Here is a 14,215-nt window from a genome sequence, read left to right on the forward strand (position 1 = left end):
TCTGACCATAAATTACAAGTGGAAAACATTCGTCAGAGTGTATTGTTATTGCACATAGAATCCATAAAAGAATGACTAGTCACCATAAAAATATACCCATTTATCTGGCGTTGACCCTGGCGTTTATCACGTGCGTACGCGTGTTATGGATTCAGCATGGCTGGATTACCAATGACTCCATCTTGTATTTTGAAATGGCGCGTCACTTTGCTGCTGGCGAGTTCAAACAGGCTTTTGCGGTGGAAAGCTTTAGCTGGGGGTTTTATCCGGGGCTGATTGCGATTGTTCACTGGTTAACAGGGCTGAGTTTGCAGGCGTCGGCGAATGGATTGATCGTCCTGTTTTTTATGCTATTGGTCTGGGGCCTTGTACGCATGGTGAGTCTGGCGGGAGGCAACCAGTACACACAAAGTTATGCAGTGCTATTGCTCATCGGAGCTTCTTATATCGTAGGCGATATCCTGCCTATGGCGAGCCGTGATCTTGGTTATTGGGCGGTCATGATTCATGCAGTAAATCAGTTAATTCTGTTTTATCAGCATGGGCGATGGAAACATGCGATTCACTGGCAATTACTGGGCTTGTTAGCAACGCTGTTCCGAATTGAAGGGGCCGTGCAGTTGTTGGTTTTGCCATTGGTAGGTTTCATGTTTTCTGCAAAAGCCAGTCGCATGATTAAAGCGTATGCCTTGCTGATTGCTGGGATGTTGTGCCTCCCCCTTGTCATGTTATTTTCGTCATTGAATCTGGACGATCTGGGGCGAGTGAAAGAGCTATTCACAGGCTTACAGGATATCCAGTTGAATGTTAAGCAGAATTTGAGCCAGCGTGTGCAGGTCATGCGAGATCAGGTCATTGGTGAGCCATTCCAAGAATACGCCTGGGTGACTTTTCTCCTGGCTTATTTTTCAATTGCCACGCTTAAATGCCTTAGCGTTGCAGGTTGGTCACCCACTCTGCTCGCTTTTGCTGAAAGGCATTCGATCAAGAAAAGTATGGAGCCAGTAGCCTATAAAATTTTGCTTTTCTGGATCGCACTATCATGGTTAATAGGTTGTTTGATTACTTTTAAAGTCAATCTGCTTTCAGCGCGTTATGTCGCCTTATTTGGGTTTGCGCTGATTATTTTTGCCAGTTTTGCTCTGCAGCGTTTATTGCATGACAAACGCCCGGTGAAGATGAGCAGGCAAGCAATACTTGGATTATCGGCCATTATTTTAATGGTGGGTTTTGTCAGTAATGTAAAATCAAAGCCAGAAACGTTTTACTATGAGATTGATGCCGTCAGTTATGTGAAATCAAGGCTGATGCCAGGTGACCAAGTACTCTACTCCTCAGCCAAGCAAAGATTTTATGCTGGTGCTGCATTTGATACTCGGTTTGACTATTCCTGGCAAGCGTTAGACAAACGCATAGCGGCTGGAGAGTTGCAACAGTATGAATATATCTTGCTGAAGTGTGGCGACAGCATTGATGAGCAGAAGAAGCTTGCCCAGCTACGACGTCAGCTCACAGCATTTAAACTGGAAAAGGTTTTTTATGGCCACAAAAACAAAAAAAGGGTTTTGATCTTTAAAAAAGCCGTTTAGTTAGTGTGGAGGATGCAACAGAAAGTCCTGCATTTTTTTTCTCAGCCAGCGAGATTTCAAGGTACTCAGTTTCGCCTCTGAAATGTAACTCTCTTGCAAAAGAGACCAGCGAGAGATGCCAAATGACTGATTGAGCGTGGCGTATCGAGTCAGATGCCTGAAACTGCGTAATCGAGTGCTGAACCACAGTTTCCATGGATAAATATCCATATCCGCTATATCAATTAACCCTAACTGCCCGTCGGGCGTCAGCACGATGTTCCCAAGATGCAGGGAACGGAAATATATTCCCTTTGCATGTAATTCTGCAATGAATTTGCCCAGTTGCACTACAAGGGTGTCACTCATCAATTGTTGCTTTAATAAATCCTTTAGCGTCTGTCCGGCCAGTGGTGCGTATTCAACCACGTAAGTATGCTTGGTCAGCGTTGCTTCTGTGGGGCAGGGGAAGTCAGGTGCTTTCAGCAATTCCGCATTGTCAGCTTTGTAGCATTGTTTGACTTGTACCGTCGGGATTCCCTTTTGATCTAGTTTCCGTGCATGTTTGCTAAATCGCTGTGCATAGCCATGAAGACGTGCCCACCCGTACTGGTGGCGCAGGCGGAAAACTTTTAGATAATCCCCACCAGGCAGTTGTAGCACCTTGATGCCACGCGGGTCATATTCTACGATGGTGGCATCTGCGAGATGCGCTCGTGTGAGTACTGGGTACTTCATGCAGTCTCTTCTGCCAAAGGAGAGAAGTTGATATGTCTTATCATGCGCTCCGGCAGCATCTGTTTTAAACAATTTAAGTGTCCCAACGGGCATATTCGTTCAAAACAAGGGCTGCACTCCAAGGCTAGATATTCAATCACAGCTTGCGGGTGCATAGGCGGTGTGTGTTTGGGGTCTGACGAACCATAAACCGCAATCAGTTTCTTATCTAGTGCAGCTGCCACATGCATGAGGCCTGAATCGTTACTGATTACGGTATGGCACAATGACATCAAATCAATCGCTTCGCCCAATTTCGTACTGCCAGCCAAATCTATGCAGCGTTGCTGCGTGAGATGTTGGATTGTTGTCGTGACCTGTTTGTCTTTTTCAGAACCGAATAGCCAGACCTGCCAACCCTGATTGAGGGCATGAGTGGCGACTTCAGCGTAGTATTCTGCAGGCCAGCGCTTGGCTTCACCGTATTCTGCACCTGGGCATAGACCTAAGACGGGTTGTTGCGTTTGCGGAATATCGAATTTGGCTAACAGTGCCTGTGCATGTTCGCGGTGTGTCAGCAAGACTGGTTGCGGGAGTTGTTCAGGCAGCTTCATATTTTTTTGCAGGCCGAGTGCCACAAACCGTTCCACCGTTTTCTTGAGCACGGTTTTATCCAGTTGACGCATGTCGTTGATCAAGCCATAACGCATTTCACCTTTAAAGCCGGTACGAATGGGTATCTTGGCTGCCCAGGGCAGGATGGCAGACTTCAGGCTGTTAGTGAGCAAAATTGCCTGGGTAAATCCTTGTTTGGCCAACTCACGCCCTAATTTAAAGCGCTCACGCAAAGCCAGGTCACCATGTTTAAATGGCAAGGCAATGGCATGTGTGACCTCAGGCATTCTTTCCAGTAATGGCAAGGTCCATGCAGGTGCGGCGACGGTAATTTCGCAATCGGGTTTATCTGTTTTGAGTTGCTTGAACAGGCTTTGTGCCAGCACCATGTCGCCCACCCATGATGGGCCGATTACAAGGATTTTGTTCATGCGTGCATTTTTTTGATCAGGTTAGTGGTGCTACGGCCTTCTACCAGGTCAATCAGCGCAATTTCACCCCCCCACGATAACACCTCTTTGCCACCCACTACCTGGTCGGTGGTGTAGTCACTGCCTTTGGCAATCACATCTGGTTTGATGGCATTGATCAACTTCAGTGGCGTTTCTTCGTCAAATAAAATCACAGCATCTACAGATTCGAGTGCCGCCAGCACGCGGGCACGGTCTTGCTCGTTGACCACGGGGCGGGTTGGGCCCTTGAGCGCAGAGACTGAACGATCAGTGTTCAAGCCAAGAATCAGCCTGTCACCTCGTTTTTTGGCACCTTCAAGGTAAGTCACATGCCCGGCATGCAGCAGGTCAAAGCAGCCATTGGTGAATACGATTTTCTGACCCTGCTGTTTCCAGGTGGCTACTTTATGCAACAGATCGGGTAATTCGCTCACCTTATGCGCCTGCTCGCTGCCTTGCTCCGTCGCGATGGCATCTATCAAGTCGGCTTTGGTGATGGGTACTGTACCCACTTTGCCGACAACCACCCCGGCAGCAATATTCGCCAGTGATAGGCTATCGAGCGCGTTTAAGCCATGCATTAATCCGGCGGCCAATGTGGCAATAACAGTATCACCCGCGCCAGACACATCAAACACCTGTTTGGCGGTTGCGCTCAGATGGCTGGTTTGGTCTGCAATCAGCGTAATGCCTTCTTCGCCACGCGTGACTGCTAAAAAGTCTAAAGCCAACGCGGCTTTGAGACTACTGGCCTTGTCTATCAAGCCGGCATCATTTACCTGAGTGTCGCATGCTTCAGCCGTTTCTTTTTTATTTGGGGTCAGGGCAGTCGCGCCACGGTATTTATCGTAGTTGCGTCCTTTAGGGTCAACCAGTACCGGAATATTGTGTGTGCGGCCATAGGCAATCACTTGTTGGCAGACTGCTTCAGTGAGCAATCCTTTTGCGTAGTCTGAAAGGATAATGAGCGCAGGCCTTTGTTGTAACGCTGTTTGAATGGTTTGTGTGACTTGTTCGGCTTCAGTTTCAGATAAGGTGCTGGTGATTTCCTGGTCCAGGCGCATCATTTGCTGATGCCCGCCCAGAATACGGGTTTTTGCAATAGTCGGGCGTACTGGTGTGGTAATCATCGCCTGTGTATCAATACCATACTCAGCCATCGCTGCCAGCAATCGCTGACCTTCATTATCACTGCCAATCAGGCCTACCATGCGCGTCTGTATCCCTAGCAATGCCAGGTTCGCAGCCACATTGGCGGCACCGCCCGCACGTTGTTGTTCTGATTTAATCAGTACCACCGGCACTGGAGCCTCCGGAGAAATCCGGTTCACTTCACCCATCAGGTAGCGATCCAGCATCACATCGCCAATCACCAGTGCATGCTGTTGGGTTTCACCAAAATGCGGAACAAGTTTAGCAATGATAGGATTCATCAGGATTCCAGAATCTCACACAGGCAGTGGCCAATAAAAATATGTGCTTCCTGGATGCGCGCCGTGACGCTGGAAGGGACCACAATATTGTGTTGGCAAAGGGTATTCATTTTGCCACCGCTGCCACCGGTCATGCCTATGGTGGTTGCGCCGATTTCATTGGCTGTTTCAATCGCGCGCACCACGTTGGCGCTGTTGCCGCTGGTTGTCAGGCCAATCAGGATATCTTCCGGGCGGCACAGTGCTTCTACCTGACGCGCAAAAATATAGTCATAGCCATAATCATTACCGACTGAGGTAAGGATAGACGTATCCGTCGTCAGGGCGATAGACGGCAGGCCTCTACGCTCTTTTTTGAAGCGGCCGACAATTTCAGCCGCAATATGCTGGCTATCGGCTGCACTGCCACCGTTACCGCATAACAGCACCTTGCCGCCACGCTGGATACAGTCGCGCAGTAGGTTGCCAACTTCACTGATCAACGGGAATAAGGATTCCAAGGCCTGAAACATAGCCATATGGGCAGCATGTTCACCTTTAAGGTATTCAATATTATTCATATCGCTCACAATCTCTGAAGCCAGTTATGCGTAAGGGTCATCCTGCAGCAAATAGTTCTGCACGTAGTCCTTCACGCCTTCTTCCAGTGTAGTAAATGGCTTTTTATAACCTGCATCGCGCAGTTTTTTCATCTCTGCCTGGGTAAAGTACTGATATTTGCCCTGTAGGTCTTGCGGCATGTCAATGTAAGTAATGTTGGGTTCGCGGCCCATGCTGGTCATCACACTGGTTGCCAGGTCTTTAAAACTGCGTGCCTGACCGGTGCCGATATTGTAAATAGCATTCGCTACAGGTTTGTTTTTTAATGCAGCTTCGAGAAAAAAGCCCATCACATCAGCCACATCTTTCACATATACAAAGTCACGCAACTGCATCCCATCTTCCACGCCGGGCTTGGTGCCTTTAAACAGGCGCATGGTGCCGGTTTCGCTAAACTGGTTAAAGGTGTGATAGGCCACGCTGGCCATGCGCTCTTTATGGTATTCGTTCGGCCCATAGACATTAAAAAACTTGAAGCCTGCCCATGCCGGAGGTGTCGCCTGTTTTTGTGCCACCTGCTGCATCACCCACTGGTCAAAAAAGTGTTTGGAGTAGCCATAGCCATTCAACGGGCGCAGATTTTCAATGCTGGCATCGTCATAACCTTGCTCGCCACCACCATAGGTTGCCGCAGAACTGGCGTAGAAAAATGGCACTTCATACTCAGTACACCACGACCATAAGTCCTGCGAGTAATGCATGTTATCGGCCACCAGCTTGTTAAAGTCTCGCTCAGTGGTCGCGCTGATCGCGCCCATATGAATCACCGCCGTGATGTCGTCATTCTCTTCCAGGAATTCAAACAGCTGGTCTTTATCCAGGTATTCGGCATAGTGGCGGTGCACCAGGTTTTGCCACTGGTTTTCATGCGTGATGCGGTCAACAATCACCAAGTCTTGCCGACCCAGTTTGTTGTTCAAATGCCAGGCCATAATAGAACCAATCATGCCTGCACCACCGGTGATAACGATCATAAGGGAACGATTAAAACGTTAAAACGCGATTATAACGCGTAATTAGGGAGGGCTGGCATAGGATTCTAAGATGTAGATTTCACTAGTTAATTACATCCACACAAGCTTGATGTAAGTTAAATCAATATCCAGTGATTGCAATTTAAGTTTTGTCATTCGTGAAACTCAAGGTATGAAGTAGTTCTCATCTCCAGATACACGGGACTCGGAAAAAAGTAGTGATGAAACTTTGCTCGGACCATATTTACATTTTTCACGAAAGAAGAATTTAAGGAAATTATGGACGCCTTTAGCAACTTTAACTGCATTTTCGCTATCCTAAAATTTAGGATTGATTGCTATATCGAGAGCTTTTGTTCGCACTGCTTCTGTTGACATCTCAGCTTCGGGGTCGCCATGCCACTCTACCTTGTGAGTTTTGAGATGTACTAAGCCATCGCGTAGAACTTTTCTTTTATCCATTCAATCTGGTGAGTTCCTCTCTCTAAATTTCTATTTTTGAAGCGCATGCGTAAGTAAAAATCAAACTTTCCTAAAACTGGCAATCTATCAATTTCTCCATGAACAGTTTTTTCTAGATTTAGGCTTTCAATACAAGTGTTTGCTGCCGCTTCAAGTAGCAATAGTGAGAAGACAATTGACGCTCGACTAAGTGGATATACCTTCTCATCAATGGGGTGAAGCTTGCAGGCTTCAACTAAGAAGTTAATACTGTCAAGAAGTAGTGTGTCAAACATTGCGCTCATAGGCAATGTGTATATGATTCATATTGGATTGTCTTATCGCAATTAGCTTGTTTTCTGAAGTCCTAATTCTTTGAAATTTATATTAAGTTAGTATTTTTGTCGCCATTAGAACAGTAGATTGCGCTTTAATAACTGCTAAGTTTAGTATTTAGCTCCCATCGTAACAGCACGTTGCTTACTTGCTTGGGTATCAGCTTCAGCTTTCACCGGATCAAACTCACTACTCACCCAACCCTGCAAATGCTCCAGCGCAATATCGCGCATGGCTTCAATCCAAACCGCTTCACTATTAAGTGCTGGGATGTAGTGATACTCGCCACCGCCCACAGATTGGAACAAATGTTTGCCTTCCATGGCAATTTCTTCCAAAGTCTCCAGGCAATCGCTGCTAAAACCAGGGCAGACGACGTCTATGCGCTTGAGTTGCTGTTTACCTAAGGCGTCCAGCGTGTTGGCGAGGTAAGGTTGCAGCCATTCCTGGCGCCCGAAGCGGGATTGAAAGGCGACCTGGTATTGTTCTTTGCTTAAGCCTAAAGCTTCAGCAAGCAGACGTGCGGTTTTGTGGCATTCGCAGTGGTAGGGGTCACCTTTAAGCAGGTGGAATTTTGGCACGCCGTGAAAGCTCATGACCAGTTTTTCAGGTTTGCCATGTTGCTTCCAGTACGCTTGGATATGGCTGGCCAGGGCCTGGATATACAAGGGATGATCATGGTAGTGCTTGATGGTGCGGATGGCAGGCACGTTACGCATCTTAAGCAGCACACGCCAAACGGCATCCAGCGCAGCAGCGGTGCTACTGGCTGCGTATTGCGGATAGAGCGGGAATACCAGGATGCGGTCACAGCCTTGTGTTTTAAGAGACTCAATGGCGCTTTTCATGCTGGGGTTGCCATAAGTCATACCCAGTTCAACGGCAAAAGGCGAGTTAATTTTTTCTGACAGGTAGCCTTGCAGCAGTTTTTTCTGCTGCTGGGCATAGACCATGAGCGGAGAGCCTTCTTTGGCCCAGATGCTGGCGTATTTTTCAGCAGATTTTTTCGGGCGTACTACCAGGATAATGCAATGCAAAATCCAGCACCAGATAAAGCGCGGGATTTCAACCACGCGCCTGTCCATGAGGAACTGTTGCAAATAAGGGCGTAACGCTTTGGCTGTCGGTGCATCTGGCGTGCCGAGGTTAGCTAACAGGATTCCCACTTTTGGTTGGCTGCCGTGGGTGTAAGCAGGCTCAGGTTGGTAATAGCTCATATGGGCATTTTAAGCGAATTAATGCCCATATGACGCATGCCATCTAAAAAAGTGCGATACCAGCCAGTTTTGGCCCAGCTGGCGCAAAAAGCAAATTATTTCTTGTTGATCTGGTTGCCGACAACGCCGCCAACCGCTGCACCACCTACGGTACCCAGTGCGCTACCGCCGGTTAGAATTGCACCGCCCACAGCACCAATACCTGCACCGATTGCTGTATTTTTACCACGAGTGCTCATAGAGCCACAGGCAGAAAGACTGAGAAATAATGCTAACAAGATAGACCATGTCATGCCTTTGCGAAAATTATTCATTTTTTTCTCCTTGAGATCTGGTGGGAGGGATTATGAAAAATCTAGAGTCAAAATGAACAGAGGTATCGTACTGATTCGTTTGTCAGAGGAATCGGACAAGAAATAAAAATCCCCGCAGACAAGCGGGGATTGATTAATAGCGTTCAGTTAAACTTTTTCACGCATTTTCCTGCGGCCTGCCACGCCAATTAAGCCCAATCCAGATAGCATTAACGCCATGGTCTCAGGCTCTGGAACAGCATTCGCTAAGGTGATCGTACCCGCGTAACTGGCATTTGTACCAGAGCTTTCTCCCACAACCTGCAGATAGTAGCTGCCTTGTTGAATGCTGTTTGCAAATCCAAAAGAAAGATTGGTAGAGCCTGAATTAAATACACTACCATTCATGACCAGGTTCTTGTTTTCATCCAATAGGTTAAATTCCTGGAGATTGAAAGTTGCGCCAGTTCCAGAGACGCTGGCGAGCACTTGTTGCAAGCCATCTGTACTAAAGGCAATGTAATCATCGAAGCTTGTGTTGCCGCTAAATGAATTGCTGAAAACATACCCGCCACCAGCTTGAGTAGCCTCATAGGTTGCAGCATAGGACGGATTAATGAATAAAGTACTTAAACCGAAAGCTATTAACAACGCAGTTTTTTTCATGACAAACTCCTGAGTGATTAAAAAGTCGTACTTGTGATGAGCCTTGTGGGCAGATCACTAAGCATCTAGCTCAGGATTGTGAAAAAAATACAGATTAAGGTTTATCGGCGATTGGCTGATATCTGTGTCGGAATTACTAACCTTAATGCCGTTAGAGCATATCTAATTTGAAAGCGCGTTAGACAGAAGTTTAGCTGTGATGTCGACAATAGGAATAATCCGCTCATAAGCCATGCGAGTAGGGCCAATAACCCCTAGAGTACCGACGACTTGTCCATCCACTTCATAGGGGGAAGTGACCAGGCTGCATTCATCCAGTGGCAGGTAACCACTTTCACCGCCGATAAAAATTTGCACGCCGTCTGCACGCTGGCTGTGGTCGAGTAGTTGCATCAGTGCCGTGCGCCGCTCAAAAATCTCAAACAGCTTGCGCAGGCTGGTCACATTGGTGGAGAGGTCATCCACTTGTAATAAATTGCGCTCGCCTGAGATGACAACCGTTTCTTTTTCTGAAGACTCTGGCTGGCTGGTCGCCTCCAGGGCTGCCGACATCAGACGATTGATATCTGCCTGTACTTCTTGCAACTCTTGCTTGAGCTTGGACTGAACTTCTTCCAGTGTTAAGCCCTGGCACTGGCTGTTGACGTAATTGCTGGCAGCGGTGAGTTCGCTGGCGCTAAAGGTTTTATCTGTGAACAGCATGCGGTTTTGCACTTGTCCATCTTCTGTCACCAGAATCACCAGGATTTTTTTGTCATTTAAATGCAGGAACTCCAGATGTTTGAGTACATTACGTGTCCGTTTGGGCGTCATGACAAGACCGGCAAATTGCGTCAGTTGCGACAACATGTCGGCAGCACTGTTAATCAACGCTTGCGGGTTGGGCGAAGTAAGCCCGGTTTTGAGTTGCGTGACCGCGCGCTGGTCCAGTGGTTGTACTGTCATGAGCGAATCGACAAACAGGCGATAGCCTTTTTTGGTGGGGACGCGGCCAGCAGAGGTATGCGGACTGGTGATAAACCCTAATTGTTCAAGGTCGCTCATGACATTGCGGATAGTCGCCGGGCTGACGTCCAGGCCTGAATGTTGGAGCAGAGTGCGTGAGCCGATAGGCTGGCCTTCGCTGATGTAATGTTCCACCAGGGTTTTGAGTAAAATTTGCGCGCGTTTGTCCACTTTTAAGCACCTTGTTGCAGTGACTGAATTTTGCACCATTTGTGCCCGCGATAACAGCCCCTTGCGCTTTTCAGTTCGAGGCTTCTATGCTTTAATGCGGCCATGCAATCTACATTCCGTTCAGTCGCCATTGTTGGAAAATACATGGACGCCATCGCCTTGCAGCAAATGCAAAGTGATTTAACCCGTTTGGCACACCATTTATTGTCTCAAGGTTTACACGTTTGTATAGAAGAGCGTACTGCACAGTTTGTGGAGGATAAAGGATTTGAGCTCGCCAGCCTGGATGATATTGGTAGCAAATCTGACCTGGTGATTGTCATGGGAGGGGACGGCACCATGCTCAGCGTTGGTCGTGCATTGCGGGATACGGGTGTACCACTGATAGGCATTAACCGGGGTCGTCTGGGATTTCTGACGGATTTGCAAACCGAACATATGCTGGATGATCTGGATAAGATTTTGCAGGGTGAGCATCAACTGGAGTCGCGCATACTGCTGCAATCTGTGGTGACCCGCGCCGGGCAAGTGATTAAACAAACGGTTGCCTTGAATGATGTGGTGATCAAGAGCGCTTTCCGCCTGATTGAACTGGAAGTGCATGTCGACGGTCAGTTTGTGTCGCGTCAGCGGTCTGATGGCCTGATTTTAACCACACCGACAGGGACCACCGCATATGGGCTGTCAGCCGGTGGCCCGATCATGCACCCGGACCTGGAAGCGATTTCTATCGTGCCGATTAGCCCGCATACACTCAGCTACCGGCCGATTACCGTGCCTGCCTGTAGTGTGATTGAGGTGATTGTGGTGAATGCTGCCGATGCCCAGATCAGTTACGATGGTCAGGGGCAATATCCGCTGGCCGTCGGTGATCATGTGCGGATCGAGCGTGCACCACAGGAAATTCGGTTGGTACACCCAAAAGATTACTGTTATTTTGATATGTTGCGCAACAAATTAAACTGGGGCTGATACAACCCTGCCATTCGCCATGCTACAAGCCCTTTCTATCCGAGACTTTGTCATTGTTGATACGCTGGAACTTGAGTTCTCAGCAGGATACACCGCACTCACTGGTGAGACGGGTGCGGGTAAATCCATCCTCATTGATGCCCTGTCTTTAAGCCTGGGCGCACGTAACGAGGGGGATGTGACGCGCAAGGGCTGTGAAAAGGCGGAAATCTCAACGACTTTTGATATTGCGGATAATCTGGCAGCCCGGGATTGGCTACAGGCACAAGAAATCGATATTGAGGATGCCCTGGTATTGCGCCGTGTGATTTATGCCGATGGCCGTAGCCGCGCCTTTATTAATGGTGCCTCGGCAACGGTAGGCCAATTGCGCGAAATCGGCGAAACCCTCATTGATATTTATAGCCAGAATGCGCATCACTCCTTACTCAAAATTGCTACCCAGCGCGAGATCCTGGATGCTTATGCACAAGCGTCACCACTGGCAAAACAAGTTGCCAAGTTATACAACGACTGGTTTCAGCTACATCAGCAGCAGCTGGCGTATGAGAAAAATTCCAGCCAGTTTGCAGAAGAGCTGGCTGAGCTACGTGACAGTACAAGAGAATTGAAGCAGTTGGGTTTTGCCAGTGACGAATGGCAGGCATTACAGCAGGAGCATGTCCGTTTAAGTAACGGTGCCAGTTTGCTCAGTGGCATGGAAGCCAGCCTGCAAATGATGAGTGAAGGGGATGAAGTCAATGCGCTGGATTTGCTCTCCCAGGCACAAACCAAGCTGGCCGAACTGCAGACGATGGATGCCGGATTGCAAGCGATTGCTGAAAACCTTGATTCAGCCGTGGTGCAACTGGAAGAAGCCAGCCGGGCACTGAATCGCTATCTGCAAAAAAGTGAGCTGGATCCTGAACGCCTCGCTGAGGTTGAAGCGCGTATCCAGGCGATTCATGGCGCCGCACGCAAGTTCCGCATCAAGCCTGATGAGCTGCCTGAATTATTGGCCCAGCAATTGCAGCGGGTGGCTGAGCTTGAAGGTTTTTCTGATGACGGTGCCTTGGCCAAGCAAGTGCAACTAGCCTGGAAAGCCTACCATGAACAAGCCACCCAGCTTTCGTCAGCCAGGCAGCAAGCTGCGCAAAGACTGGCTAAAACCATCACTGAGCAAATGCAGGCGTTGTCCTTAAAGGGCGGCCAGTTTGCTGTGGCTTTAACAACCTCCAGTGAGCCCACTGCTCATGGATTGGAACAAGTGGAGTTCCTGGTGGCTGGTCATGCCGGCGTTGAGCCCCGTCCGCTCAATAAAGTTGCCTCTGGTGGTGAGTTGTCACGCATCAGCCTGGCCTTGCAGGTGACCACCGCTTCATTAGGCACAGTGCCCTGCATGATTTTTGATGAAGTGGATGTTGGCATTGGCGGCGGCGTTGCAGAAGTGGTGGGCAGATTGTTGAATCAGCTTGGCCAGCATCGGCAGGTACTGGTGATTACCCACCTGGCACAAGTTGCAGCACAGGCGCAGCAGCATTTGCAGGTTAGCAAATCTGAGCAGCAAGGCGCGACATTAAGCCGTATTCGCGCATTGGACGCAAGCGAGCGAGTAGAAGAGGTGGCACGTATGCTAGGTGGTTTGCAGATTACTGAGACGACAAGGAATCACGCCCGGGAAATGCTTGGGATAGTCTGACTTGCAGAATTCGCCAGCGCTCCAGCTTTTCTTCAAAGCGCAGGCTGGCATGTGCGGGGCTAGTAGACGGTAGCGTCACCGTCTCCGCTAACAGGGATGTTTTGATGTGTTTTTTAAACAAGGTGGCTGCGGTATTGCCATTAAATGCGATCAACTCTATTTTGGGATAACTCACTAGTAAGCTGGGAATGTCGTTGGCAATCACGGAGTCGGCGTAAATCGCGCTATCCAAACTGCCAGGGCGGCAGGCCGAGTGGCACACATCCCAGATCGCCAGTTTTGCTTCCTTCACGCTTTCGCAGCGCTCAATATACGGTGCCTTTGCCGGGATATGGAATAAGCGCTCCAGTATTTTCCAGAAAGCATTTTGCGGGTGTGCGTAGTATTGTTGCTGTTTAAGCGAAGCTGCGCCAGGCAGTGTGCCCAGAATCAGTATGCGCGCAGCAGGGCCGACGACAGGAGGGAAACCAGCTGAGTAATATTCAGGATTGCTAGAGAGTTCGGACAAATTCTGTATGAGTAGTGAAGGAGTCAATGCCTGCAAGAGTATTGACTCTTGTGAGATGTTATTCGGTACAGGGCTGTTTTTTGCATACGCCGTAAATAGTCAATGAATGGTCTTGCATGGTAAAGCCATATTTTTCTGCGGCGGTTTTTTGTCTTTTCTCGATCTCTTCGTCGTAAAACTCTTCGACACGTCCACATTTGATACACACAATATGATCGTGGTGATTGCCTTCATTTAGCTCGAACACGGCCTTACCACTTTCAAAGTGGTGACGCACCAATAAGCCAGCCTGTTCAAACTGCGTCAGCACGCGGTAAACAGTGGCCAGGCCAACATCTTCACCATTGGTAATCATGACTTTATAAATATCTTCGGCCGAGAGGTGGCGTTGCTCGCTGTTCTCGAACAGCTCAAGGATTTTTAGACGTGGCAACGTCGCTTTTAAGCCTGCATTTTTGAGGTCTTTTGGATCATGCATAGGTTTTGTCCATGTTTTGTATATGGGTAAGTCGTGCGGCGTATTTGATTGGCGACACTACGTGGTATATTACTCAAAGTTTTCTGAATAT

The 14,215-nt window shown here is 48.5% G+C and carries 15 protein-coding genes; 3 read left to right on the top strand and 12 right to left on the bottom strand.

Features of this window, described 5'->3' with window-relative positions; genetic code table 11:
• The first annotated feature begins 71 nt into the window (after nucleotides 1-71).
• Nucleotides 72-1,589 (top strand): hypothetical protein, encoded by a 1,518-nt coding sequence (locus F463_RS0107640; RefSeq protein ID WP_018986480.1) that lies wholly within the window; start codon nucleotides 72-74, stop codon nucleotides 1,587-1,589.
• Here the strand turns inward: F463_RS0107640 and F463_RS14200 are convergent, their stop codons facing one another.
• From F463_RS14200 to hrcA, 10 genes are all read right to left on the bottom strand, one after another.
• Entirely contained in the window at nucleotides 1,590-2,306 is a 717-nt protein-coding gene (locus tag F463_RS14200; protein WP_018986481.1) for a BUD32 family EKC/KEOPS complex subunit, read from the bottom strand.
• Nucleotides 2,303-3,331, bottom strand: a complete 1,029-nt coding sequence (waaF, locus tag F463_RS0107650; RefSeq protein WP_018986482.1) for a lipopolysaccharide heptosyltransferase II — start codon at nucleotides 3,329-3,331, stop codon at nucleotides 2,303-2,305. Before waaF ends, F463_RS14200 begins: the two co-directional genes overlap by 4 nt.
• Nucleotides 3,328-4,785, bottom strand: coding sequence for a bifunctional D-glycero-beta-D-manno-heptose-7-phosphate kinase/D-glycero-beta-D-manno-heptose 1-phosphate adenylyltransferase HldE (gene hldE, locus F463_RS0107655; protein WP_018986483.1), 1,458 nt, complete (start codon nucleotides 4,783-4,785; stop codon nucleotides 3,328-3,330). The genes waaF and hldE overlap by 4 nt, the downstream gene beginning before the upstream one ends.
• The gene (locus F463_RS0107660; RefSeq protein WP_018986484.1) at nucleotides 4,785-5,345 is read right to left on the bottom strand and encodes a D-sedoheptulose-7-phosphate isomerase; all 561 of its coding nucleotides are present in this window, start codon (nucleotides 5,343-5,345) and stop codon (nucleotides 4,785-4,787) included. The genes hldE and F463_RS0107660 overlap by 1 nt, the downstream gene beginning before the upstream one ends.
• Before the next feature lie 24 nt (nucleotides 5,346-5,369).
• Entirely contained in the window at nucleotides 5,370-6,359 is a 990-nt protein-coding gene (gene rfaD, locus F463_RS0107665; protein ID WP_018986485.1) for an ADP-glyceromanno-heptose 6-epimerase, read from the bottom strand.
• A gap of 428 nt (nucleotides 6,360-6,787) precedes the next feature.
• The gene (locus tag F463_RS0107670) at nucleotides 6,788-7,096 is read right to left on the bottom strand and encodes a hypothetical protein (protein ID WP_018986486.1); all 309 of its coding nucleotides are present in this window, start codon (nucleotides 7,094-7,096) and stop codon (nucleotides 6,788-6,790) included.
• Nucleotides 7,097-7,246: 150 nt separating this feature from the next.
• A complete protein-coding gene (hemH, locus tag F463_RS0107675) occupies nucleotides 7,247-8,353 on the bottom strand; it encodes a ferrochelatase (protein ID WP_018986487.1) in 1,107 nt (368 codons plus the stop codon).
• A gap of 95 nt (nucleotides 8,354-8,448) precedes the next feature.
• Entirely contained in the window at nucleotides 8,449-8,667 is a 219-nt protein-coding gene (locus F463_RS0107680) for a glycine zipper 2TM domain-containing protein (protein ID WP_018986488.1), read from the bottom strand.
• Nucleotides 8,668-8,814: 147 nt separating this feature from the next.
• Nucleotides 8,815-9,312: an FxDxF family PEP-CTERM protein gene (locus F463_RS0107685; RefSeq protein ID WP_018986489.1), complete on the bottom strand. Its 498-nt coding sequence runs from the start codon at nucleotides 9,310-9,312 to the stop codon at nucleotides 8,815-8,817.
• A gap of 162 nt (nucleotides 9,313-9,474) precedes the next feature.
• Nucleotides 9,475-10,527, bottom strand: coding sequence for a heat-inducible transcriptional repressor HrcA (gene hrcA / locus F463_RS0107690; protein WP_018986490.1), 1,053 nt, complete (start codon nucleotides 10,525-10,527; stop codon nucleotides 9,475-9,477).
• A 63-nt stretch (nucleotides 10,528-10,590) separates the two neighbouring features.
• On the opposite strand from hrcA, the gene F463_RS0107695 reads away from it, so the two are divergent.
• Nucleotides 10,591-11,460 carry an NAD(+) kinase gene (locus F463_RS0107695; RefSeq protein WP_026295427.1) on the top strand — a complete coding sequence of 290 codons (870 nt, stop codon included), beginning with the start codon at nucleotides 10,591-10,593 and terminating at the stop codon, nucleotides 11,458-11,460.
• Nucleotides 11,461-11,479: 19 nt separating this feature from the next.
• Nucleotides 11,480-13,138, top strand: a complete 1,659-nt coding sequence (gene recN / locus F463_RS0107700; RefSeq protein WP_018986492.1) for a DNA repair protein RecN — start codon at nucleotides 11,480-11,482, stop codon at nucleotides 13,136-13,138.
• On the opposite strand, the gene F463_RS0107705 is transcribed toward recN, so the two are convergent.
• Nucleotides 13,089-13,682 carry a DNA-deoxyinosine glycosylase gene (locus F463_RS0107705; RefSeq protein WP_245545173.1) on the bottom strand — a complete coding sequence of 198 codons (594 nt, stop codon included), beginning with the start codon at nucleotides 13,680-13,682 and terminating at the stop codon, nucleotides 13,089-13,091. The genes recN and F463_RS0107705 overlap by 50 nt on opposite strands.
• A 22-nt stretch (nucleotides 13,683-13,704) precedes the next feature.
• A complete protein-coding gene (gene fur, locus F463_RS0107710; RefSeq protein WP_018986494.1) occupies nucleotides 13,705-14,124 on the bottom strand; it encodes a ferric iron uptake transcriptional regulator in 420 nt (139 codons plus the stop codon).
• Nucleotides 14,125-14,215: the final 91 nt, after the last annotated feature.

It is taken from the genome of Methylophilus methylotrophus DSM 46235 = ATCC 53528 (genome assembly GCF_000378225.1).
Classification (GTDB): domain Bacteria; phylum Pseudomonadota; class Gammaproteobacteria; order Burkholderiales; family Methylophilaceae; genus Methylophilus; species Methylophilus methylotrophus.